The following is a 22069-nucleotide window of genomic DNA, read 5'->3' on the forward strand; positions in this document are numbered from 1 at the left end:
GCCGCCCGACGACCTCGGACGGGTGGCGCAGCAGACGGGAGGGCCCCGCGGCCCCTAGCCTTCGGAGGTGCTCGCGAGGCAGCGCCAGGAGCGGATCCTGGAGGAGGTGCGCTCCCACGGGGGCGTGCGCGTCAGCGACCTGGTGAGCGCCCTGGGCGTGTCGGAGATGACCGTCCGCCGCGACATCACCATCCTGGCCGGCCAGGGCCTGGTGGCCCGGGTGCACGGCGGGGCGACGGCGCCGTCGGCCCGCGCGGAGGAGCCGGGGTTCACCGCCAAGCAGCTGATGGCCCCCGACGAGAAGGAGGCCATCGCCCGCGCCGCGGCGGCGCTGGTCGCCCCCGGGGCCTCGGTCGCCGTGTCCGCCGGGACCACCACGCACGCGGTCGCCGCCGCGCTGGCGGAGGTGCCCGGCCTGACGGTGGTCACCAACTCGCTGCCGGTGGCCCAGGCGCTGCACGAGGCGTGGTCGCAGCGGCCCGGCGGCGGTTCGGTGGTGCTGACCGGCGGGGAGCGGACCCCGTCGGACGCCCTGGTGGGCCCGGTGGCCGTGGCGGCGCTGCGGTCCCTGCACGTCGACGTGCTGCTGCTGGGCGTCCACGGGGTCGACGAGCACGCCGGTCTGACCACCCCGAACCTCGCCGAGGGCGAGACCAACCGCGCGCTGGTGGCGGCCGCGCGCCACGTCGTCGTCCTGGCCGACTCCTCCAAGTGGGGGGTGGTCGGCCTGGCGAGCATCGCCGACCTCGAGGCCGTCGACGTGCTCGTCACCGACGGCGGGCTGCCGGCGGCGGCCCGGGAGGTGCTGGCAGCGCGGGTGGGGCGGCTCGTGGTCGCCGGTGACGAGGTGCCGACGCCCCTGTCCTGACGATAACCACCAGAACCCACCAACAACCCACCAAAAAAACACACGAACGAACACTTCCGAACGCGACCGCGCACCGGTAGCGTTCGGACCCCGGGCGGCAGCGCTGCCAGGACCCGGACCGCAGCGGTGGAGGGGTGCACGTGTCAGAGGTCTTGTCCGGGAGCTCGTCGAGGGGCTCGTCGGGGGTGCGCCGCACCGAGCGCGCGATGGCCGACGGGCGGCCGATCTTCTACTTCGACGACACCGAGCCGTACCTCTCGGGCACCGCCGTCCGCGAGGCCGTCGACACCCGCGACCTGCCCGCCGTCGCCACCACCTCCACCATGCGGTGGGACGTGCTCACCGGTGAGTGGGTCGCCCACGCCGCCCACCGCCAGGACCGCACCTTCATGCCCCCCGCGGACCTGTGCCCCCTGTGCCCGGCGCGGCCCGGCAAGGAGCCCGGCGAGGTCCCCGAGACCGACTTCGACGTCGTCGTCTTCGCCAACCGGTTCCCCTCCTACGCGGGCGCGGGGACGGACCTGGCCTCCCAGCCGGAGTCGCTGGTGGACGGCGAGGCCCTCTGGCCGGTGCGCCCCGCCGTCGGTCGGTGCGAGGTGGTCTGCTTCACCGCCGACCACTCCGCCACGTTCGCCTCCCTGCCCGTCTCGCGCGTGCGGACGGTCGTGGAGGCGTGGGCCGACAGGACCGCCGAGCTGTCGTCGCTGGCCGGGGTCCGCGAGGGCGGCGAGGTCTTCGTCTTCGAGAACCGCGGCAAGGAGATCGGGGTGACGCTGCAGCACCCCCACGGGCAGATCTACGCCTACCCCGCCCCCACCCCGCGGACCTCCCAGCTGCTCGTGCAGGCGCAGCGCCACCGCGCAGCGCACGGCACGAGCCTGCTGGCCGACGTCCTGGCGGCCGAGCAGCGCGCGGGCACCCGCGTGGTGCTCCGGGGCGAGCACTGGACGGCGTACGTGCCGGCCGCCGCGCGCTGGCCCGTCGAGTTCCACCTGGCCCCGCACCGCGACGTGCCCGACCTGGCGGCGCTGAGCACCGACGAGCGCGACGAGCTCGCCGTCGTCTACTCGGAGATGCTGGGGCGGCTCGACAGGTACTTCGACGGCGTCGACGCGCTCCCCTACATCTCCGGCTGGCACCAGGCGCCGCTCGGCGCCGACCGCGAGCTCGGGCGGCTGCACCTGCAGGCGTTCTCCGTGCTGCGCCAGCCGGGCAAGCTGAAGTACCTCGCCGGCTCGGAGTCCGGGGTCGGCGCCTGGATCAACGACACGACGCCGGAGCGCATCGCCGACCGGCTGCGGGAGGTGGCTTCGTGACCACGGGAACCCAGCCGACGACGTCGGGGACCCCGACCTGGCTCGAGGCCGCACCGGCCCCCGCCGCCGCCGACGCAGCGGTGGCGCTGTTCGCCGGCCACTGGGAGGGCCAGGCCGACGGCGTGTGGTCCGCCCCCGGGCGCGTGAACCTCATCGGCGAGCACCTCGACTACAACGGCGGCCCGGTGCTGCCGCTGGCGCTGCCGCACAGCACGGTGGCCGCGGTGCGCGCCCGCACGGACGGCCTGGTCCGGGTGGTGTCCGCTGCTGACCTGGGTGGAGAGCCGTCGGTGTGGCAGGGCCACCTGTCCGACGTCGGCCCCGGCGCGCCGGAGGGGTGGGCCGCCTACGTCGCGGGCGTCCTGTGGGCCCTGGCGCAGGCCGGCCACGAGGTCGGCGGGGTGGACGCCGCGGTGGTCTCCACCGTGCCGCTGGGGGCGGGGCTCTCGAGCTCGGCGGCCCTGGAGTGCGTGGTGGCCCTCGCCGTCGCCGACCTCGGCGCGATGGGAGAGACGTCGTCGGACGCGTTCCGCGCCGAGCTGGCCGCGGCGTGCGTGCGCGCCGAGAACGAGGTCGCCCGCGCGTCCACCGGCGGCATGGACCAGGCGGCGTCGCTGCGGTCGACGGCGGAGCACGCGCTGTGGCTCGACAGCGCCACCGGCGCGGTGACGCAGGTGCCGCTCCCGCTGGCCGAGCACGGGCGTGCGCTGCTGGTGATGGACACCCGCGCCCCGCACCGCCACGCCGACGGCGAGTACGGCTCGCGGCGCGCGGCGTCGGAGCGCGCGGCGTCGCTGCTCGGCTACGGGCTGCTGGCGGAGGCGGTCACCGAGGCCGGGGGGACGGCCGACGGCGCCGAGGCGGTGCTCACCCGGCTGCGCTCTGCGGCGGAGGCCGCCGGGGAGGCGCCGGACCGCGTCGAGGAGCTGGTGCGCCGCACCCGCCACGTCATCACCGAGACGGCGCGCGTGCACCAGGTGGTGTCGCTGCTGACGTCCGCGGCGGAGGGCAGCTGCGTCGGCGTCAGCGGTGTGGGCGCGGTGGCCTGCATCGACGACGTCGGCCCGGTGCTCTCGGCGTCGCACGCGTCCATGCGCGACGACTACGAGATCTCCTGCCCCGAGCTCGACGTGGTCTGCTCGGCCGCCGAGGCGGCCGGCGCGCTGGGGGCCCGGATGACGGGCGGCGGCTTCGGCGGCTCGGCGGTGGCGCTCGTGCGCTCCGGCACCGAGGAGGCCGTGGCCGCGGCGGTGCGCGCGGCGGCGCTGGAGGCCGGGCACCCCGAGCCCGCGTTCCTGCGGGCCCTGGCCTCGCCCGGGGCGTCCCGCCTGCGCTGACCCCCTCTCTCCTCGCAGCCGAGCGCTCGGTCGCGGTTCGGGCCCCCTCCGGAACCGCAACCAGGCGCCTCGCCGCGGTTCGCCCACAGGGAGCCCTGGGTGCAGCTCCGTCCACAGGACGGTGACCGGTGCCCGCTCGGCGGGGGCACGCGCACCAGCGTGGGGCCATGCCGCGCCGTCGTCCCTGGCCCGAGGAGCTGCCCCTGGTCTTCAGGGGCTCCCACCTGGTGGAGCAGGGGGTCCTCACCCCGGCCCAGCTGCGCGACCGGAGGCTCAGGCGCCTCTTCGTCGACGTCTACGCCCCTCGGCACGTCCCGCACGACCACCTCCTCGACTGCCGCGGCGCGGCGCTGGTGCTGCCGGCGACCGCTCGCGTGACCGGGCGCTCGCTCGCGACGCTGAGGGGCGTCCCGCTCCTTCGCGGTGGTGACGAGGTCGAGGTGGCCGTCCCGCAGGCGGAGCGCCGCGCCGGCCCCCGCGGAGTGCTCGTCCGCGGCGTCAGCCGGGGTCCGCTGGGGTCGGGGACGTGGCGCGGGGTGCCGGTGGTGGCGCCGCAGCGGATGGCCTTCGACCTCGCCGCCCGCCATCCGCTCGAGGTCGGCGTCGGGCACCTCGACGCTGTGGCCAGGGCGCGGCTCATCGACGTCGACGCGTTCCAGCGGTCGCTGCTCGACCAGCACGACGACGGCGTGGTGCTGGCACGGGAGGCGGCCGCGCTGGTCGACCCGCGCGCTGCCTCCCAGCCGGAGTCGGCGGTGCGGGTGCGGCTGCTGCGAGGCGGGTACGAGGTCGTGCCGCAGTTCGAGGTCCGCGCCGGTGGGAGGTTCGTGGCTCGCGTGGACCTCGCCATCGTCGAGCTGAGGATCGCGGTCGAGTACGAGGGGCGCTGGCACGGCGTCCTCGAGGGCCAGCTAGGGCGTGTCTGACGGATCTCGCCGAGTGAGGTCCCGCAGCCAGATCCGCAGCGCCGCCACCGCCACCGTCCCGGCGAAGATGTACCCCCGCTTGTCGGTACGCATCGCGAACGCCCGGTTGTCCTTGAGCTTGGCGAACGTCCGCTCCACGACGTTGCGGCCCTTGTAGGCCTCCGCGTCGAAGGCGTACGGACGACCCCCGCGCGACCCGCGCTTGCGCCGGTGACCGGCCTGGTCATCTGGCACCGGGATCGTCGCGGTGATGTGACGACGGCGCAGGTCAGCGCGCACTGGACGACTGGAGTAGGCCTTGTCACCCATCACCCGGTCCGGTCGGGTGCGCGGGCGCCCGCACCCGCTTCGAGGGATGCGAAGCCGGCCCATCAGGACCGGGTAGGCCAACGTGTCCCCGCGCTGGCCGGGGCTGACCGCGCACACCAGGGGACGGCAGCGGGCGTCGGCGAGCAGGTGCACCTTGCTGCTCAGGCCACCGCGGGACCGCCCCAGGCCCTCTCGCTCACGGCTGGCCTGGCGCCTGGCGGCTTCCGGGTCGAGGTGTCCGGTGTTGACCCCCCGAACGCCCCCGTTCCCGGGGGCTGGGTGGGACCTGCGCGGCCAGGCGCTCGGGCGGCACGTCGCGTGGTGGTTCACCTCTGGCGCCGGCGGCGTCGTGGTGAGCGCGCATGATCGAGGAGTCGATGGACACCACCCACTCACCCTCCTGCGCAGTGAGGTTCAGGTCGCACTCGGTGCGCAGCGCGTCCAGGACCTTCTCCCATGTGCCGTCAGCTGACCAGCGTCGATGGCGGTCGTAGACGGAGTCGACAACGCTGCCAGGGACCGTAGGCCGCCGGTAGGTCTCGCCATGGTGAGCCGGTGCGGACCCGCCAGATGACCCCGTCGATGACGGGCCGGTGGTCGGCCCAGCGGCCGCCGCGGCGTGGGGTGCGGTCGGGTAGCAGCGGTTCGAGCAGGTGCCACTGGGCGTCGGGGAGGTCGTGGCGGTCAGCTGCCATGTGGGGGTAGTACCCCGAACGCAGCGTGATCGCTCAGACACGCCCTAGGCAAGGACCGCCTGCGCCTCGACGCGCTCCGGGAGGCGGGGTGGCTCGTCGTCCACGTCACCGCGGAGCTGCTGCGGCAGCCCGGGGCGGTGGAGGACGCCGTCCGGCGGGCCGTCGCCCAGCGCGCTGCCGGTTGACGGCCCCCGACCGCAGCCGAGCGCCCGGCTGCGGTTCCCGGAGCCTCCCGGACCGCAGCCAAGCGCCTGGTTGCCGTTCGGGTGGGGCCCGGAACCGCAAGCAGGCGCTCGGCTGCGCAGAGGAGGTGGCTCAGAGGCGGAAGGTGGCGACCGCCTGCCGCAGGTCGGCGGCCGTGCGCGAGAGCTCGTCGGCGGTGGTCGCCGTGGCCTCGGCGCTGGCGGTCGACTGCGCTGCGGCGGTGGCGACGCCCGCGATGCCGCTGCTGATCTCCTGCGTGCCGGCGGAGACGTCCGTGACCGAGCGGACCATCTCCGCCGTCGTCGCCGACTGCTCCTCCACCGCCGAGGCGACCGTCGCCTGCAGCGCGTCGATGCGGGAGATGACCTCGCTGATCTGCTCGATCGCGCTGCGCGCCCCGGCGGCGTCGGCCTGGGCGGTCTGCACCCGGGACACGATCTGGTCGGTGGCCTGCGCGGTCTGGCGCGCCAGCTCCTTGACCTCACCGGCGACGACGGCGAAGCCCTTGCCGGCCTCCCCGGCGCGCGCGGCCTCGATGGTGGCGTTCAGGGCCAGCAGGTTCGTCTGCTCGGCGATCGAGGTGATCAGCTTCACGACGTCGCCGATCTCGCGCGAGGAGGCGCCCAGGCGCTCCACGGTGGCGGCAGCGGCCTCAGCGGTCGACACCGCGTCGGCGGCGGTGGCGGACGCGGACGCCGTGGAGGAGGCGATCTCCCCGATCGCGGAGGTCATCTCCCCGCCGGCGGCGGCGATGGTCGCCATCGAGGCGGAGATCTCCTCGGAGGCCGCCGCCACGATCTGGGTCTGCTGGGCGGACTGGCCGACCCCGGACGTCAGCTGCGCCGAGACCTCGCTCAGCCGCTCGGACGAGCCGGCCACCGCGCCGGCGCGGTCGGTGATGGTGCGGACCACGCCCGCGAGCTGGTCGAGGGAGGCGTCGGTGGCCGCGGCCAGGGCGCCGATCTCGTCCTTGCGGGAGATGCCGGTGCGCTGGTCGAGGCGCCCCGCGGCCAGGCCGGTGACCACCTCGAGCACCCGGGAGAGCGGACGTCCGATGCTGCGCGAGAGCGCGACGACGAGCAGCACCGACAGGACGACCGCCACGAGCGAGCCGACGAGGACCACCCAGGTGGCGCGCTGCGCCACGGCGGTCCCGGCCGCCTCCTCGGCGGCGGCGTCGGTGACCTCGGTGGTCACCAGCTCCTGCACCAGCTGGCCGACGAACGCGACCAGCGCCGTCTGCGCGTCGCGGGCGCGGGTGACGCCCTGCAGGTCACCGGCCTGCGCGGCCGTGGTGATGTCGGGGCGGACGACGGTCCACGCGTCGAGGAGGTGCCCGGTGGTGGCGACGTCCTGGGGGTGCGCGGCCGGGCCGGCGGCCTGGTAGGCCTTCCAGGCGTCGGCGAGGGCGTCGCTGCTGGCTGTCACGTCGTCGAGCGCCAGGTCCACGCCCCCGGGCTTCGTCGCGGCCTGCGCCACCGCCACGTGCAGCGACGCGAGGTCGCGCGAGAGGGCGACCTGGTCGGCGTAGACGCGGTCGATGGCCGTCAGCGCGCCGACGTTGCCGGAGGCGACGGCGTGCAGGCGCTGCTGGCCCTGCCGCAGCTCCACCACGGACAGGGTCCCCAGGGCGAGCATGAGCACGCAGACGACGCTGAAGGCGGCGAAGAGGCGCGTGCTGATCCGGAGGTCGGCGAGCCGGGCGGTCATGGCGCTCCTCGAGCGGGCGGCGGTGGCGGTCACGCCCCTCCATCGGTCGCCCGGGCAACGGACCTGAGCCCTCAGGCCCTACCGGCGGCTCTCCGGGAAGAGCAGGTCCACGAACCGCTGGGCCACCGGCTGCGGCTCGTGGTTGGCCAGCCCCGGCCGCTCGTTGGCCTCGATGACCACGTGCTCGGGCCCCTCGACGTCGGGGACGAGCAGGTCCAGGCCGGTCACGGGGATGCCCAGCACCCGGCTGGCCCGGCGCGCGGCCTCGGCGACCACTGGGTGCAGGCGGTCGGTGACGTCCTCGATGGTGCCGCCCGTGTGCAGGTTGGCGGTGCGGCGCACGGCGAGCACCTCGCCGCGGGGCAGCACGTCGTCGAGCCCGTACCCGGCGGCGGCGACCACGGCCTCGGTGGTCGCGTCGAGCGGCACCGTGCTCTCGCCCCCGGTGGCCTGGGCGCGGCGCCGCGAGTGGCGCTCCACGAGCTCCCTGACGGTGTCGCGGCCGGTGCCCACCACCTGGGCGGGTCGGCGCACGGCGGCGGCGACCACCTCGTGGTCGATGACGACGACGCGCAGGTCGTCACCGGCGACGCGCTCCTCGACCAGGACGTCGGGGCAGAACGCGGCCGCCTCGGCGACGGCGGCGACCAGCGCGTCGTCGTCGGTGACGCCCACCGTGATGCCGCGGCCCTGCTCGCCGCGGGCGGGCTTGACCACGACGTCGCCCACCTCGGCGAGCAGCGCCCGGGCCGCCGCCAGGGAGCCGGAGCCGTCAGCCCCGTCGGAGCCGTCGGAGCCGGGGCCCACCTCGGCCGACCGCGGGACCGCGAGGCCCGCGGCCGACAGCAGCCGCGCGGTGGTGCGCTTGTCGTCGCAGCGGCTCATCGCGACGGCGCTCGTCAGCTCCGACAGCGACTCGCGGGTGAGCACGCTGCGGCCCCCGGAGGAGATCCGCAGCTCCCCCGACGGCGCGTCGGTGACCTCCACGCGCAGACCGCGGCGCAGGGCCTCGTCGGCGATGATCCGCGCGTACGGGTTGACGGCGTCGAGGCCCTCGGGGGCCGGCGAGAACAGCGGCCGGTTGATGGGGTTCTTGCGCTTCACGCACACCTCGGGCACCCGCGTGAACCCGAGCTTGGCGTACAGGCCCATGGCGCCGGTGTTGGAGTGCAGCACCGACAGGTCCACGCAGGTGCGGCCGCGCGCGGCGTAGCGCTCCACCAGGCGCCGCACCAGTGCCTCCCCCGTGCCGGGCGGCGCGGCCTGCGGGTCGACGGCGAGGCACCACAGGCTCGCGGCGCCGTCGGGGTCTCCGAGGGCGAGCACGTGGTCGACCCCGGTGACCGTGCCCACGACGCGCCGCTGGCCCTCCGGCGCGCGGGCGTCCTCGGCCACGAGGTGGGTGAACGTGCGGGTGCGCTGGTTGGCCCACATGACGTCGACGTCGGCGCTGACCATCTTCGCCAGCCCGTAGATGCGGTTGACCGCCTCGAGGTCGGCCCGCGAGCGCACGGTGCGGACCTCGACGTCGGGCACGGCGTCGCGGCGCTGGCGGTAGGTGTGCAGCGGCAGCCGGTAGGTGTACGAGGGGTCGACGAAGAGCTCGTGGGGCGAGGTGCCGACGAGCACCTGCGGGTCGGGCACGTAGCAGGCGATGTCGCGGGTGCCGGTGGCCTCGTCGCGCAGGGCGTCGACGATGCTGCGCGGGTCGCCGAAGGTGTTGCCGAAGACCAGCCGCCCCCACCCCATGTCGAGGACGACGTCGCGCTCGCGCCCGTGGTGCGGGGGCTGGTGGCGGCGCGGGGCGCGGGGCGCGGGGTGGCGGCGCAGCCCGGCCACCGGGCGCCTGCGGTCGGACATCAGCGCACCCCGTGCGTCTGCAGCCAGAGCTCCAGCAGGCCCAGCTGCCACAGCCGGTTGCCCTTCAGCGGGGTGAGCTGGCCGTTGGGGTCGTCGACCAGGGCGGTGACCGCCGCGGGGCTGAACAGGCCGCGGTGACGCGCCGCGTCGCTGGTGAGCGCGTCGCGGACGAGGTCGAGCACGCCGCCCTCGAGGTGCGTCAGGGCCGGCACCGGGAAGTACCCCTTGGGCCTGTCGATGACCTCGGTCGGGATGGTGCGCCGGCCGATCGCCTTGAGCACCCCCTTGCCGCCGTCGGCGAGCTTCAGCTCGGGCGGCACCTGCGCGGCGAGGGCCACCAGGTCGTGGTCGAGGAAGGGCACGCGGGCCTCCAGGCCCCAGGCCATGGAGGTGTTGTCGACGCGCTTGACCGGGTCGTCGACGAGCATGACCTCGGTGTCGAGGCGCAGGGCCGCGTCGACGGCGGTGGCGGCGCCCGGGCGGCCCAGGTGCGCGGCCACGAAGGCGCGGGAGGCGTCGGGGCCGCCCTCGGCGAGCATCCCCTCCAGGACCCCCGGCGAGACCAGCCACGACATCCCGCCCGGTCCGTCGGGGCCGCGGTCGAAGAAGGCGCGGGCGTAGCGGTCGGTGGCCGCGGCGACGTCGGGGCCGCCGCCCGGTGCGCCGGGGACGTCGGCCATCGGCGGGTACCAGTGGTAGCCGGCGAACACCTCGTCGGCGCCCTGCCCGGACTGCACCACGCGGATCTCCTTCGCGACCTGCTCGCAGAGCAGGTCGAAGGCCACGACGTCGTGGCTGACCATCGGCTCGCTCATGGCGCCGACGGCGTGGGGCAGGGCGTCGACCAGGGTCGGGGCGTCGACGGCGATCTTGTGGTGGTCGGTCGCGTAGTGCGCGGCGATGACGTCGGAGTACTGGAACTCGTCGCCCTCGCGGCCGCCCGCGGCGTCGAAGCCGATGGAGAACGTCGCCAGGCCGGTCTGCCCCTCCTCGGCGAGGAGGCCGACGATGAGGGAGGAGTCGAGCCCTCCCGACAGCAGGACGCCGACGGGCACGTCGGCCACGAGCCGGCGGCGCACGGCGGTGCGCAGGGCGTCCTCGACGGCGTCCTCCCAGTCGCGGGCGCTCCAGCCGGCCTTCGCGGGGTCGCGCTCGTAGCTCGGCTGCCAGTACACGCGGTCGGTGGGCGCGGCGGAGCCGCTGCGGGTCTCGTACACCCGGACCGTCGCCGGGGGCAGCTTGCGCACGCCGCGCAGCACCGTGCGCGGCGCCGGCACCACGGCGTGCCAGCTCAGGTAGTGGTGCAGCGCCACCGGGTCGACCGAGGTGTCGAGGTCGCCCGCGGCCACCAGCGCCGGCAGCGACGAGGCGAAGCGCACCCGGCCGGGGGTCTCCGCGACGTACAGCGGCTTGATGCCGAGCCGGTCGCGGGCCATGACCACGCGGCCGCTGCCGACCTCGTGCAGGACGACGGCGAACATGCCGACGAGGTGGTCGACGACGTCGGCGCCCCACTCGCGGTAGCCCTTGAGGATCACCTCGGTGTCGGACGTCGACCAGAACCGGTGGCCCCGGGCGGTCAGCTCGGCGCGGAGCTCGTGGTGGTTGTAGATGCAGCCGTTGAACACGGCGACGAGCTGGTCCGCTCCCTCGCCGTCGACCATCGGCTGGGCGCCGGCGTCGGACAGGTCGATGATCGCCAGGCGCCGGTGCGCGAGGGCCACCGGGCCGCGGGCCCACTCCCCCGACCCGTCGGGGCCGCGGGGCGCCAGCACCTCCGACATGCACCGGACGGCGGCGGCGTCGGCCGGGGTCGAGTCGAACCTGAGCTCACCGGAGAGTCCGCACACCCCGGCCACCCAACCGCGAGGCCGCCCGCCCCGCCAGCGGGTCGGGCGACATCCGACCGCCCCGTGAGGGGGTCACGAGCGGCGCCCGGAGGGCCTCAGCGGTCGAGGTGGTACCAGGCGACGCGCTGACCAGCGCCGCAGCGCACGTCCCACGCGGAGGTGAGCATGTCGAGCAGCTGCTGGCTGTGCCCGGCGATGGCGGGGGCCACCTCGCCGGGCCGGCGGTCGGAGGCGGTGGTGACCGTCAGCTGGACGCGGCGCCGGCCGAGGGAGAGCTCGACGTCGAGGTCCTCGCCGGAGCCGTGGCGCACGCCGTCGGTGGCGAGCTCGGAGGCCAGCAGGACCGCCGCGTCGATGAGGGACCTGTCGGTGACGTCGTGGTCCGACAGCGCGTCGTCGACCAGGAGGCGCACGTGGCCGACCGAGGCGGGGACCCTGGCCATCCGCAGGCGCGCCACCGTGGCCCCCCCGGTCAGCAGGGAGACCGGGGCGATGCCGTCGTCGGCGGCCTCTGGCATGCGGGAACGGTAGACCCGCCCGCCGCCTCCTGCGCGGTGATCATCGAGCCGGGTGGGCGCGGCGCCGACGTCGTCGTCCACCTCAGCCGCCGTAGGTGACGACGACGGGCGCGTGGTCGCTGAAGCGCTCCGCGTACGTGGCGGCGCGGTCGACCACCGCCGTGCTCGCGAGCGCCGCCAGGCCCGGGGTGGCCCACTGGCTGTCGATCCTCCAGCCGGTGTCGCGGTCGAAGGCCTGTCCCCGCCAGCTCCACCAGGAGTAGGGGCCGTCGACGTCGCCCGCGAGCGCCCGGGGGACGTCGACCCAGCCCTGGGCGGCCCAGGCGTCGAGGTGGGCGCGCTCCTCGGGCAGGAAGCCCGCCTTCTTGAGGTTGCCCTTCCAGTTCCTGATGTCGCGCTCGGTGTGGGCGATGTTCAGGTCGCCGACCACGAGGGCCTGGGGGCCGCCGTCGGCGGCGGTCTGCACCAGCTGCGCCATCCGCGCGGTGACGGCGTCGAGGAAGGCCATCTTGTCGTCCTGCTTGGGCGTCCCGGCCTCGCCCGAGTGGACGTAGGTGCTCACGACCGTGACGGCTCCGCCCGGGACCTCGGCCCGCACGTCGAGCTCGACCCACCGGCCCGCCCCGTCGAAGCGGGGGTCGACCGTGGTGCGCGGCTCCCCCGCGACGTCGAGCCTGGTGGCCACGGCCACGCCGGCGCGCCCCTTGGAGCCGGCGTCGGTGGGCTCGACGTGGGCGACGTGCCACCCGCCGCCGAGGGCCTCCTCCAGGAGGGCGACGAGCGTCGCGTCGTCGGCGCGGACCTCCTGCAGGCAGAGCACGTCGGGGCGGCGCTCCTGCAGCCAGGCGGGCATGCCGCGGCGCACGGCGGCGCGGATGCCGTTGGTGTTGACGGTCGCGATCACGAGCGGAGCCACCCCGGCATCGTGCCGGGGCGGCTCCGGGGCGTCGCGCCCGGCCCCGCCGGTCGCGATCACGAGGTCTGCGGGGATCAGCTCTCGTTGCCGGCGGGCACGTCACCGCGCCAGGAGCCGGTCTGCCCGCCGCGCTCCTCGATGAACGCCTTGAACTTCTTCAGGTCGGCCTTCACCTGGTGGTCGTCGACGCCGAGCGCGGCACCGGCCTTCTCCACCAGGCCCTGCGGCGCCCAGTCCATCTGCACGGTCACGCGCGTCTGCGCGTCACCGAGGCGGTGGAAGGTGACGACGCCGGCGTGGGTGGGACCGTCGTCGTCGGTCGACTTCCACGCCACCCGCTCGTCGGGGTGCTGCTCGGTGACGACGGTGTCGAACTCCCGCTCCACGCCGCCGACCTTCGTGGTCCAGTGCGAGTGGGTGTCGTCGACCTGGCGGATGGACTCCACGCCGCCCATGAACTGGGGGAAGGTCTCGAACTGGGTCCACTGGTCGTACGCGGTGCGGACGGGGACGTCGACGTCGATGCTCTCGGTCACGGTGGTCATGAGCACCGCGTACCCGCGTCCGCGCGCTCCACACCCCTCCCGCGGGGCCTCCGCAGGACCCGCACGCGCACTCCTCGCGATCTGCGCCGGGAGGTCACCCCGTTCCGGTTCACTGGCCGCATGGCCGGACGACGCGCGCTGCGCCCCGAGGACCGCCCGACCCGCGCCGACCGCCCGACCCGCGCCGACCGCGGCGCGACCCGGCGCCGCAGGCCCGCGCTGGTGGCCGGGGGCGTCGTCGTCGTCCTGCTGGTGGCGGCGGGAGCCTCCGCGGCGGGCTGGCAGTGGCGCGAGGGCGAGCTCGACGACGGTGCGCGGCGCGCCGCGGAGGCGCTGGCGGCGGGGATGGCCGCCGGCGACCTGACCGGGGTGCGCCTCGTGGGCGACGGCGCCGCCGACGCACCGGCCGCGTACACCGAGGTGCTCTCGGGCCTCGACGGGCTGCGCCCGGAGGTGTCGGTGACCTCGGTGGAGCGCGACGGCGCGGCGGCCACGGCGCAGCTCGCGGTGCGCTGGCCGGTGGGCACCGCACCCGAGGGGTGGTCGTACGCCACGAGCGCGTCGCTGTCCGAGGCCGGCGGGGGCGGGTGGACCGACACGTCCACCTGGACCGGGCGCACGCCCTGGGGCGCCGGGTACGCGCCGTCCGTCGTCGAGCCGTCGCTGGCCGCGGGCGAGCGGCTGGCCGTGCAGCGCACCGCGGCCGAGCGCGGGCAGGTGCTCGGCGGTGACGGGAGCGCGATCGTCGCCGACGCGCCTGTGGTGGAGGTCGGGGTGCAGCCCCGCCGGGCCACCGACCCCGCGGGCCTGGCCGCCCAGCTGGCCGACCTGCTCGACGTCGACGGCGCGGCGCTGGTCTCGCGCGTGGCGTCGGCGTCGCCGGACGCGTTCGTGCCGGTCATCACGCTGCGCCAGGCCGACTACGACGCCCTCAGCGCCCAGCTGCAGCCGCTGCCGGGCACGGTGTTCCGCACCTCGACGCTGCCGCTGGCGCCCACGCCCGCCTTCGCGCGGGCGCTGCTGGGGCGGGTGGGCAGCGCCACGCAGGAGGTCGTCGACGCGAGCGGCGGGCGCGTGGTCTCCGGTGACACCACGGGCCTGTCGGGTCTGCAGCGCACCTACGACGAGCGGCTCGCCGGCACGCCCGGGACGACCGTGCAGGCGGTCGCCGCCGAGGGTGCCGAGGGTGCTGGCGGCGCGGCGCGGGACCTGTTCACCTCCGAGCCGGTGGCCGGCCAGGACGTGCAGCTGACCCTCGACGCGCGCGTGCAGCAGGCCGCCGACGCCGCGCTCGCGACCGCCACCAGCAAGGACGCCCAGCCCGCCGCGGCCCTCGTGGCCGTCGACGTCACCACCGGCGCGGTGCTCGCCGTCGCCAACACCCCCAGCTCGGGCACGGACCGGGCGCTGGTCGGGCAGTACCCGCCCGGGTCGACGTTCAAGGCGGTCACCACGACGGCGCTGCTCGCCGCGGGCCTGTCCCCCGACGACACCGTCCCCTGCCCCGCGACCGCCGTCGTCGACGGCCGCAGCTTCCGCAACTTCGAGGGCGGCGCGCTGGGCCAGGTGCCGTTCCGCACCGACTTCGCGCAGTCGTGCAACACGGCCTTCGTGGGCCTGTCGGACCGCCTGTCACCCACGGGCCTGACGGAGGCGGCGGCCGCCGTGGGCATCGGGGGCGGCTGGGACGCCGGGCTCGGCGTGGAGGCCTTCACCGGTGACGTGCCGTCCGACGAGGGCGCCGTCGACCGCGCCGCCGCGTCCATCGGGCAGGGCACGGTGCTCGCGAGCCCGCTGGCGATGGCGGTCGCGACGTCGACGATCGCGCGCGGCAGCTGGGTGGAGCCCTCGCTCGTGCTCGACCCGCAGCCGCAGTCGGCGGGGACCACCGGCACCGCGGGCGGACCGCCGCAGCCCGACGCCGCGCGCCTGTCCGTGGTGCGCGACCTCATGCGCGAGGTCGCGGTGCGCGGCACCGCGAGCGCCCTCGCCGACGTGCCGGGCGCCCCGGTCCACGCCAAGACGGGCACGGCGGAGTTCGGCTCGGGAGACCCGCTGCCGACGCACGCGTGGACGATCGGGTTCCAGGGCGACGTGGCGTTCGCGGTGCTGGTGGAGAACGGCACGTCGGGCGGGACGACGGCGGTCCCGGTGGCCGAGGCCTTCCTCCGCGGCCTCGCCTGACCCCTCCCCTCCCCGTGGTCATGGGCCTCCGGAGCACTTCCGCCCCGTGATCATGGACGCCCGGAGCACCCCCGCGCCGGAGAGGCGGGAGCGCGCCGCCCGGGGCAGGGTGGTGGCCGTGAAGATCGCCGTCGCAGGAGCCCACGGGCAGGTCGCCCGCCGCCTCGTCCGCCAGCTGGTGGCCGGAGGTGACGAGGTGGTCGGCCTCGTCCGCAACCCCGACCACGTCGCCGACGTGGAGGCCGACGGCGCGCGCGCCGCCGTCGTCGACCTGGAGTCCGCCGGCGTCGAGGAGGTCGCGGCCGCGCTGGAGGGTGCGACCGCCGTCGTCTTCGCCGCGGGCGCCGGAGCCGGCAGCGGCACCGAGCGCAAGGACACCGTCGACAGGGCGGCCGCGGTGCTCCTGGCCGACGCGGCGCAGGCCGCGGGGGCGGGCCGGTACGTGCTGGTGAGCTCCACCGGGGTCGACTCGGTGCGCGACGGGGCCACCCCCGACGGCGTCGACGAGGTCTTCGTCGCCTACCTGCGGGCGAAGCTGGCCGCCGAGGACGAGCTGCTCGCGCGCGCCGCCCGCGGCGCCTTCGAGCTGGCGGTGCTGCGGCCCGGCGCCCTCACCGACTCCCCCGGCACCGGCCGCGTGGCCCTGGAGCGCTCGCTGCCGCGCGGGGAGGTCTCCCGCGACGACGTCGCTGCCGTCCTCGTCGCGCTGCTGCGCGCCACCGACCTGCCGGCGGGCGAGGAGGGCCTGGTGCTCGAGCTGGTCGGCGGTGACGAGCCGGTCGACGCCGCCGTCTCGCGCGCCCTGGTGCCCGCCCCCGCCGCCTGACCCACCCGCAGGTCGGGGTCGCGCCGGCAGCGGGGGTGCCGTCGCCGCGCCGCAGGGGCAGGGTGGAGGGCGATGCTCCTGACACCCAGCGCAGCCAGCTCGCTCACGGCGACACCGCCCCCGACCGCCAGCGCCTCGCCGCCCGGCGCCGTGCCGTCGGCCGCGTTCGACCTCGCGCAGGCCGCCGTCGAGGCGGCCCTCGCCGCGGGGGCGCGCTTCGCCGACGCCCGCGTGGTGGACCGGCGCCACGAGGCGCTGACCGCCCGCGACGGCGACCTGCGCCAGCTGTCCCAGACCACCGAGGCGGGCATCGGGGTCCGGGCGCTGGTCGGTGACGGCTGGGGCTTCGCGGCCCTGGCAGACCCGACCGGCGAGCGCGACGCCCGCGCCACCGGCGAGCGCTCCGTCGCCGTGGCCCGGGCCAGCGCCGCCGTCCGCGCACCGGGAGCGGGCCCCGTCGAGCTGCTGCCCGTCCCGCCGCAGCGCGGCGGCTGGAGCAGCGGCTGCGCCCGCGACCCGTTCGAGGTCCCCCTGGCCGAGAAGGCCGACCTCCTCGTGGGCGTCACGCACGCGATGCGGAAGGCGGGCGGCAGCGTCATCGGCGTCGCCGAGGCCCTCTCGGCGGCGTGGGACACCCGCACCGCCTACGTCTCCAGCGAGGGCGCGCGCACCGGGCAGCACGTGCGCGAGACCGGCGCCGGCATGCACTGCCTCGCGCTCGGCGAGCACGAGGTGCAGCGCCGCTCCTACCCCGCGTTCCGCGGCCAGTACGGCACCCGCGGCTGGGAGCTGGTCGACGAGCTCGACCTGCCCGCCCACGCCGAGCGCATCGGCGAGGAGGCCGCCGCGCTGCTCACCGCGCCGCTGTGCCCGAGCGAGGAGACCACCCTCGTGCTCGGCGGGGAGCAGATGAGCCTGCAGATCCACGAGTCGGTGGGCCACGCCATCGAGCTCGACCGGATCCTCGGGTGGGAGGCCGCCTACGCGGGCACCTCCTGGCTCGACCTGTCGCGCCTGGGCGACCTGCGCTTCGGCTCCGAGCTCATGAACATCACCATCGACCCGACCATCCCCGGCGCGCTCGGCTCCTTCGGGTACGACGACGAGGGCACGCCCGCCGCCGCGCGCGACGCGGTGCGGGGCGGCATCTGGACCGGCGTCCTGTCCGGGCGCGACTCCGCGGCGCTGGCCGGCTACGACCACGCCGGCTCCGTGCGCGCCGACGGGTACGGCCGCCTGCCGATGGTCCGCATGACCAACGTCGGCCTGGAGCCCGGTCCGCACTCGCTGGAGGAGGTCGTCGCCGCCACGGACGACGGCGTGCTCATGGAGCACAACCGGTCGTGGTCGATCGACGACAAGCGCCTCGACTTCCAGTTCGGCTGCGAGATCGGCTGGGAGCTCAAGGGCGGGAAGCGCGGGCGGATGCTCCGCAACCCCTCGTACACGGGCACCGGGCCGGTGTTCTGGAACAGCCTCGACATGCTGGCCGGCCGCGAGCCGGGTGAGTGGCGCGCCTGGGGCACGCCCAACTGCGGCAAGGGCCAGCCGGGCCAGGTCGGGCACACCGGCCACGGGGCCGCGCCCGCCCGGTTCACCGGCGTGCGGGTGGGGGTGCGCGGATGAGCACCCCGGGGACGAGGCACCAGCACGACGGGACCCAGCAGCTGGACGCCGTCGTCGAGCGGGTGCTCGACGAGGTCCGCCGCCAGGGCGGCGCAGGTGCCGGCCCCGTCGAGGCGGTGGTCCGCGCCGACCTCCACCGGCTGGCGCTCACCCGCTTCGCCGGCTCCGGCATCCACCAGAACACCGAGGACGAGCGCACCGGCGTGCACCTGCGCGTCGCCCTCGACGGCGGCCGGTCGGCGACGGTCTCCACCACGAGGACGACGACGGCGGCGCTGGCGGACCTCGTCGGCGCCGCGCTGGCCGCGGCGCGGCTGAGCCCGCGCGACGCGGCGTGGCCGGGGCTGGCGGGGCCGGCCCGGGTGCCCGCGGGCGCCGGTCCCGACGACGCCACGGCCGGCGCCGGACCGGCGGAGCGCGCCGCCCTGGTCGCGGCCTTCGTCGAGGCGGCGGGCGGCCTGGAGACCGCCGGGTACGCGCAGACCACCCTGCTGACCAGCGCGGTCGCCGACACGGCCGGGCTGCACGCCCGGGCGTCGTCCACGGGCGCCGTGGTCGACGGCATCGCCCGCGCCCTGCCCGCCTCCGGGCTCGACGGCTCACCGCCCGACGCCTCCTTCCGCGCCGACGGCGTCGGCCGGGCCGCAGCCCGCTCCCTGGCCGACCTCGACGCGGCCGCCCTCGGAGCCCGCGCCGCACGGCGGGCCCGGGCGCAGGCCGCACCCGCCCAGCCGCTGCGGCGCGGCGAGCTGCCGGTGGTGCTGGAGCCGTCGGCGGTGCTCGACGTCGTCGCGGGGCTGCTGAGCTCGACGTTCAGCGGACGCGGCCTCGTCGAGGGCACGAGCGGGGTCCGGCTCGGCGAGCAGCAGCTCGACCCGGCGCTCACGCTGCTCGACGACCCGCTCGACCCGGCCTCCACGGCGCTGCCCTTCGACACCGAGGGCACCCCGGCGTCGCGCACCGAGCTGGTGCGCGACGGCGTGCCGCGGGCGGTCACCACCGACCGCCGCACCGCAGCGGCCCTGGCGGCGCGTGGCGGTCTGCCGGCCCTGCCCACGACCGCGGGGGCGCACGACGCCAGCGACACCTGGGGGCCGGTGGCGCAGGCGCCGGTGCTCGCCCCCGGCAGCGGCGGCTCGGTGGACGAGCTCGTGGCGGGGCTGGAGCACGGCCTGCTCGTGTGCGACCTCTGGTACACCCGCCTGGCCGAGGCGCGCCGGTCGGTGTGGACGGGGCTGACGCGCAACGGCACGTTCCTCGTGCGCGACGGCGAGGTCGTGGGGCCCGTCGGGGTGCTGCGCTTCACGCAGTCCTACCTGGAGGCGCTGGCACCCGGCGCCGTGACCGTCGGCTCGGACGCCGAGGCGCTCCCCCGCTCCCTGACGTTCGGGGCGGCGGGGACGGCGCGCGTCGTCGTCCCCCCGCTGCGCCTGGCGCGCTGGAACGTCACCGGGGGCGCCGCCACCTGACCCTCGTCCGTGATCATGGGCCTCCGCCACCCCGGGGTGGCCAACGCCCATGATCACGGACAGGCAAGGGGGGGTCGGCGAGGCGGCGGTGGGTGCTCCGGGGCAGCATCACGGGGTGTCGTCAGCCCTCCCCCCTCGCACCGTCGTCTGGAACGCCTTCAACGGGCGCTACGCCGACAACCCCCGCGCCCTCCACGAGGGGCTGCTCGCCCGCGGCCTCGACGAGAGCGCCGGCTGGCAGCACGTGTGGATGGCCGACCCGCGGCACGCCAGCGCGTTCCCCGAGGGCGTGCGCACCGTGCCGATCCGCAGCGCCGCCTGCGCCGAGGCCCTCGCGAGCGCCGACGCCGTCGTCGCCAACTGCCACGTCACGCTGGACCCCTGGCCGGTGGGCCGGCCCGTCAGGTACCTGCAGACCTGGCACGGCACGCCGCTGAAGCGCATCCACCGCAGCGCCGCGTCCCTGCCCGCCGAGGACGTGCTCGCCGAGCTCGACACCGACATCTCCCGGTGGGACGCCCTCGTCACCCCCAGCCCGGAGGCGACGCGCCTGCTGCGCGAGGCCTTCGCCTTCGACGGCGAGGTGCTCGAGACCGGGTACCCGCGCAACGACGTGCTCTCCGCCCCCGACGCCGCTGAGCGCCGGTCCGCGGTGCGGGCGCAGCTGGGCATCCTCGAGGGGGCGACGGCGGTGCTGCTGGCGCCGACCTACCGCGACGACGAGGCGAACGGCTCCGGCGACCTGCCGCTCGGCTTCGACGTGCCCGAGCTGCTCGACGCCCTCGGCGACGACGTGGTGCTGGTCCTGCGCCTGCACTACTACGTGGCCGACCGGCTCACCCTGTCGCGCGACCCGCGCGTCATCGACGCCTCGCGCCACCCCGACGTGGCCGAGCTGTACCTGGCGGCCGACGCGCTGGTCACCGACTACTCCTCGTCGATGTTCGACTTCGCCGTCACCGGACGACCGGTGGTGCTCTACGCCTACGACCTCGACAGGTACCGCGACGTGCTGCGCGGCTTCACCTTCGACCTGCGCAGCGAGGGCCCCGGCCCGCTGCTGACGCAGCCGCACGAGCTGGCCGAGGCCCTCGGCGACCTGCCCGGCGTGAGCGCCGCGTTCACCGAGCAGTACGCGGCCTTCCAGCGCCGGTGGGTCTCCCTGGAGGACGGGCACGCCACCGACCGCGTGCTCGACGCGTTCTTCGGTCCCGTCGCGTGACCAGCAGCACCCGCGCCTGGTGGCGCACGGCCGTCGTCTACCAGGTGCTGCTGCGCAGCTTCGCGGACGGCGACGGCGACGGCACGGGTGACCTCGCCGGCCTGCGGGCGCGCCTGCCCCACCTCGCGGCCCTCGGCGTCGACGCGATCTGGGTCAACCCCTGGTACCCCTCGCCGATGGTCGACGCCGGGTACGACGTCGCCGACTACCGCGACGTCGACCCGGCGTACGGGACGCTCGGGGAGGCGCAGGCGTTCGTCGCCGAGGCGCACGCCCTGGGGATGCGGGTGCTGCTCGACGTCGTCCCCAACCACACCTCCGACGCCCACCCCTGGTTCCGGGCGGCGCTGGCCGGCGACGAGGCGGCGCGGGCGCGGTACCTGTTCCGGCCCGGTCGGGGGGACGACGGCGCCGAGCCCCCCAACGACTGGGACTCCTCCTTCCGCGGGCCGGCCTGGACGCGCTCGACCGACCCCGCCACGGGCCGGCCGGGCGACTGGTACCTGCACCTGTTCGCCCCGGAGCAGCCCGACCTCGACTGGTCGAACCCGGAGGTGCGCGCCGAGCTGCTCGACGTCCTGCGGTTCTGGTTCGACCTGGGGGTCGACGGCTTCCGGGTCGACGTCGCGCACGGGCTCGCGAAGGCGGCGGGCCTGCCCGACGCCGAGGGCGCCGACCGGCGCACGCAGGCCCACCCCGGGTGGGACCAGGACGAGGTGCACGACGTCTACCGCGCCTGGCGGGCCCTCGCCGACTCCTACGACCCGCCGCGCGTCTTCGTGGCCGAGGCCTGGGTGGCGCGCCGCGAGCGGCTGCCGCTGTACGTGCGGCCCGACGAGCTGCACGCCGCCTTCGCCTTCGAGCCGCTGCACGTGGCGTGGCGCGAGGGCCCGTGGCGGCGCGTGGTGGAGCGCGAGCTGGCGTTCTCGGCCACCTCGGGGGCGCCGTCGTCGTGGGTGCTCACCAACCACGACGTCGTCCGGCAGGTGACGCGCTACGCCCGCGAGCAGCCCGAGGAGAAGGGCGGCAACGAGTGGGAGCGGGCGCGCTGGCCCGGCTCGGTGCCCGACCTGGAGCTGGGGCGGTGGCGCGCCCGGGCGGCCCACCTGCTGGTCGCGGCGCTGCCCGGGGTGCTCTACGTGTACCTGGGCGAGGAGCTGGGGCTGCCGGAGGTCGAGGACCTGCCGGCGGACGCCCGCGTCGACCCGATCTTCCACCGCTCCGGCGGCACCGACCCGGGCCGCGACGGCTCGCGCGTGCCGCTGCCCTGGACGGGCTCGGAGCCGGTGGCCGGGACCTGGCTGCCGCAGCCCCCGGGGTGGGGTTCGCTGGCCGCCGCGGTCCAGGAGGGCGACCCGGCGTCGGTGCTGTCGCTGTACCGGGCGTCGCTGGCGCTGCGGCGGTCGCACTGGGCCGCCGCCGGCCCGCTGGAGTGGGACGACGCCCCCGCCGGCGTGCTCGCCCTCCACCGGAGCCCCGCCGAGGGCGACGACGGCGGCCCGCTGCACTCGTGGACGACCTTCGCGGAGCCGGTGGAGCTGCCGGCGGGAGCGCGCGTGCTGCTCGCCTCCCGCCCCGAGCTCACCGGCGCCGGCGGAGGCGCGGACGCCGGGGGCGGGGCAGCGTCCCCGGTCGTCCTGCCCCCCGACACCACCGCCTGGTGGCGCCGCACCCCCTGACCACCGTGA

General features: G+C 76.4%; 16 protein-coding genes and 1 pseudogene. 10 read left to right on the plus strand and 7 right to left on the minus strand.

What is annotated here, in order from left to right:
• Nucleotides 1–67: 67 nt before the first annotated feature.
• From F1641_RS07455 to F1641_RS07470, 4 genes are all read left to right on the plus strand, one after another.
• Complete coding sequence (locus F1641_RS07455; protein ID WP_194904091.1) at nt 68–868, plus strand: DeoR/GlpR family DNA-binding transcription regulator; 801 nt, start codon at nt 68–70, stop codon at nt 866–868.
• Between the two features lie 206 nt (nt 869–1074).
• The gene (gene galT, locus F1641_RS07460) at nt 1075–2184 is read left to right on the plus strand and encodes a galactose-1-phosphate uridylyltransferase (RefSeq protein ID WP_194904949.1); all 1110 of its coding nucleotides are present in this window, start codon (nt 1075–1077) and stop codon (nt 2182–2184) included.
• The gene (gene galK / locus F1641_RS07465) at nt 2181–3521 is read left to right on the plus strand and encodes a galactokinase (protein WP_206690746.1); all 1341 of its coding nucleotides are present in this window, start codon (nt 2181–2183) and stop codon (nt 3519–3521) included. Before galT ends, galK begins: the two co-directional genes overlap by 4 nt.
• A 167-nt stretch (nt 3522–3688) precedes the next feature.
• Nucleotides 3689–4447 (plus strand): hypothetical protein, encoded by a 759-nt coding sequence (locus F1641_RS07470; protein ID WP_194904093.1) that lies wholly within the window; start codon nt 3689–3691, stop codon nt 4445–4447.
• Here F1641_RS07470 and F1641_RS07475 read toward each other — a convergent pair.
• From F1641_RS07475 to F1641_RS07505, 7 genes and pseudogenes are all read right to left on the minus strand, one after another.
• Nucleotides 4433–5451, minus strand: a pseudogene (locus F1641_RS07475) (IS5 family transposase). The gene F1641_RS07470 and the pseudogene F1641_RS07475 overlap by 15 nt on opposite strands.
• 315 nt (nt 5452–5766) lie before the next feature.
• Nucleotides 5767–7398, minus strand: coding sequence for a methyl-accepting chemotaxis protein (locus F1641_RS07480; protein ID WP_309225457.1), 1632 nt, complete (start codon nt 7396–7398; stop codon nt 5767–5769).
• A 45-nt stretch (nt 7399–7443) separates the two neighbouring features.
• Entirely contained in the window at nt 7444–9225 is a 1782-nt protein-coding gene (gene ngg, locus F1641_RS07485; RefSeq protein WP_194904095.1) for an N-acetylglutaminylglutamine synthetase, read from the minus strand.
• A complete protein-coding gene (locus F1641_RS07490; RefSeq protein WP_194904097.1) occupies nt 9225–11075 on the minus strand; it encodes an N-acetylglutaminylglutamine amidotransferase in 1851 nt (616 codons plus the stop codon). Before F1641_RS07490 ends, ngg begins: the two co-directional genes overlap by 1 nt.
• A 95-nt stretch (nt 11076–11170) precedes the next feature.
• Entirely contained in the window at nt 11171–11593 is a 423-nt protein-coding gene (locus tag F1641_RS07495; protein WP_194904099.1) for a hypothetical protein, read from the minus strand.
• Nucleotides 11594–11675: 82 nt separating this feature from the next.
• Nucleotides 11676–12446, minus strand: a complete 771-nt coding sequence (locus F1641_RS07500; protein ID WP_375541473.1) for an exodeoxyribonuclease III — start codon at nt 12444–12446, stop codon at nt 11676–11678.
• Nucleotides 12447–12583: 137 nt separating this feature from the next.
• Nucleotides 12584–13054, minus strand: coding sequence for an SRPBCC family protein (locus tag F1641_RS07505; RefSeq protein ID WP_194904102.1), 471 nt, complete (start codon nt 13052–13054; stop codon nt 12584–12586).
• Nucleotides 13055–13174: 120 nt separating this feature from the next.
• On the opposite strand from F1641_RS07505, the gene F1641_RS07510 reads away from it, so the two are divergent.
• The 6 genes from F1641_RS07510 (at nt 13175) to F1641_RS07535 (ending at nt 22060) form a co-directional block, all read left to right on the plus strand.
• Nucleotides 13175–15238, plus strand: a complete 2064-nt coding sequence (locus F1641_RS07510; protein WP_194904105.1) for a penicillin-binding transpeptidase domain-containing protein — start codon at nt 13175–13177, stop codon at nt 15236–15238.
• A gap of 118 nt (nt 15239–15356) precedes the next feature.
• Nucleotides 15357–16064, plus strand: coding sequence for an NAD(P)H-binding protein (locus F1641_RS07515; protein WP_194904107.1), 708 nt, complete (start codon nt 15357–15359; stop codon nt 16062–16064).
• Nucleotides 16065–16136: 72 nt separating this feature from the next.
• The gene (locus F1641_RS07520; RefSeq protein WP_194904109.1) at nt 16137–17690 is read left to right on the plus strand and encodes a TldD/PmbA family protein; all 1554 of its coding nucleotides are present in this window, start codon (nt 16137–16139) and stop codon (nt 17688–17690) included.
• Complete coding sequence (locus F1641_RS07525) at nt 17687–19159, plus strand: metallopeptidase TldD-related protein (protein WP_194904111.1); 1473 nt, start codon at nt 17687–17689, stop codon at nt 19157–19159. The genes F1641_RS07520 and F1641_RS07525 overlap by 4 nt, the downstream gene beginning before the upstream one ends.
• Before the next feature lie 115 nt (nt 19160–19274).
• A complete protein-coding gene (locus tag F1641_RS07530) occupies nt 19275–20381 on the plus strand; it encodes a CDP-glycerol glycerophosphotransferase family protein (RefSeq protein WP_309225458.1) in 1107 nt (368 codons plus the stop codon).
• The gene (locus tag F1641_RS07535; protein WP_194904115.1) at nt 20378–22060 is read left to right on the plus strand and encodes a glycoside hydrolase family 13 protein; all 1683 of its coding nucleotides are present in this window, start codon (nt 20378–20380) and stop codon (nt 22058–22060) included. Before F1641_RS07530 ends, F1641_RS07535 begins: the two co-directional genes overlap by 4 nt.
• The last annotated feature ends 9 nt before the right edge of the window (nt 22061–22069 follow it).

This window comes from Quadrisphaera sp. INWT6 (assembly GCF_015390235.1).
In the GTDB taxonomy this organism is placed as follows: Bacteria; Actinomycetota; Actinomycetes; order Actinomycetales; family Quadrisphaeraceae; genus Quadrisphaera.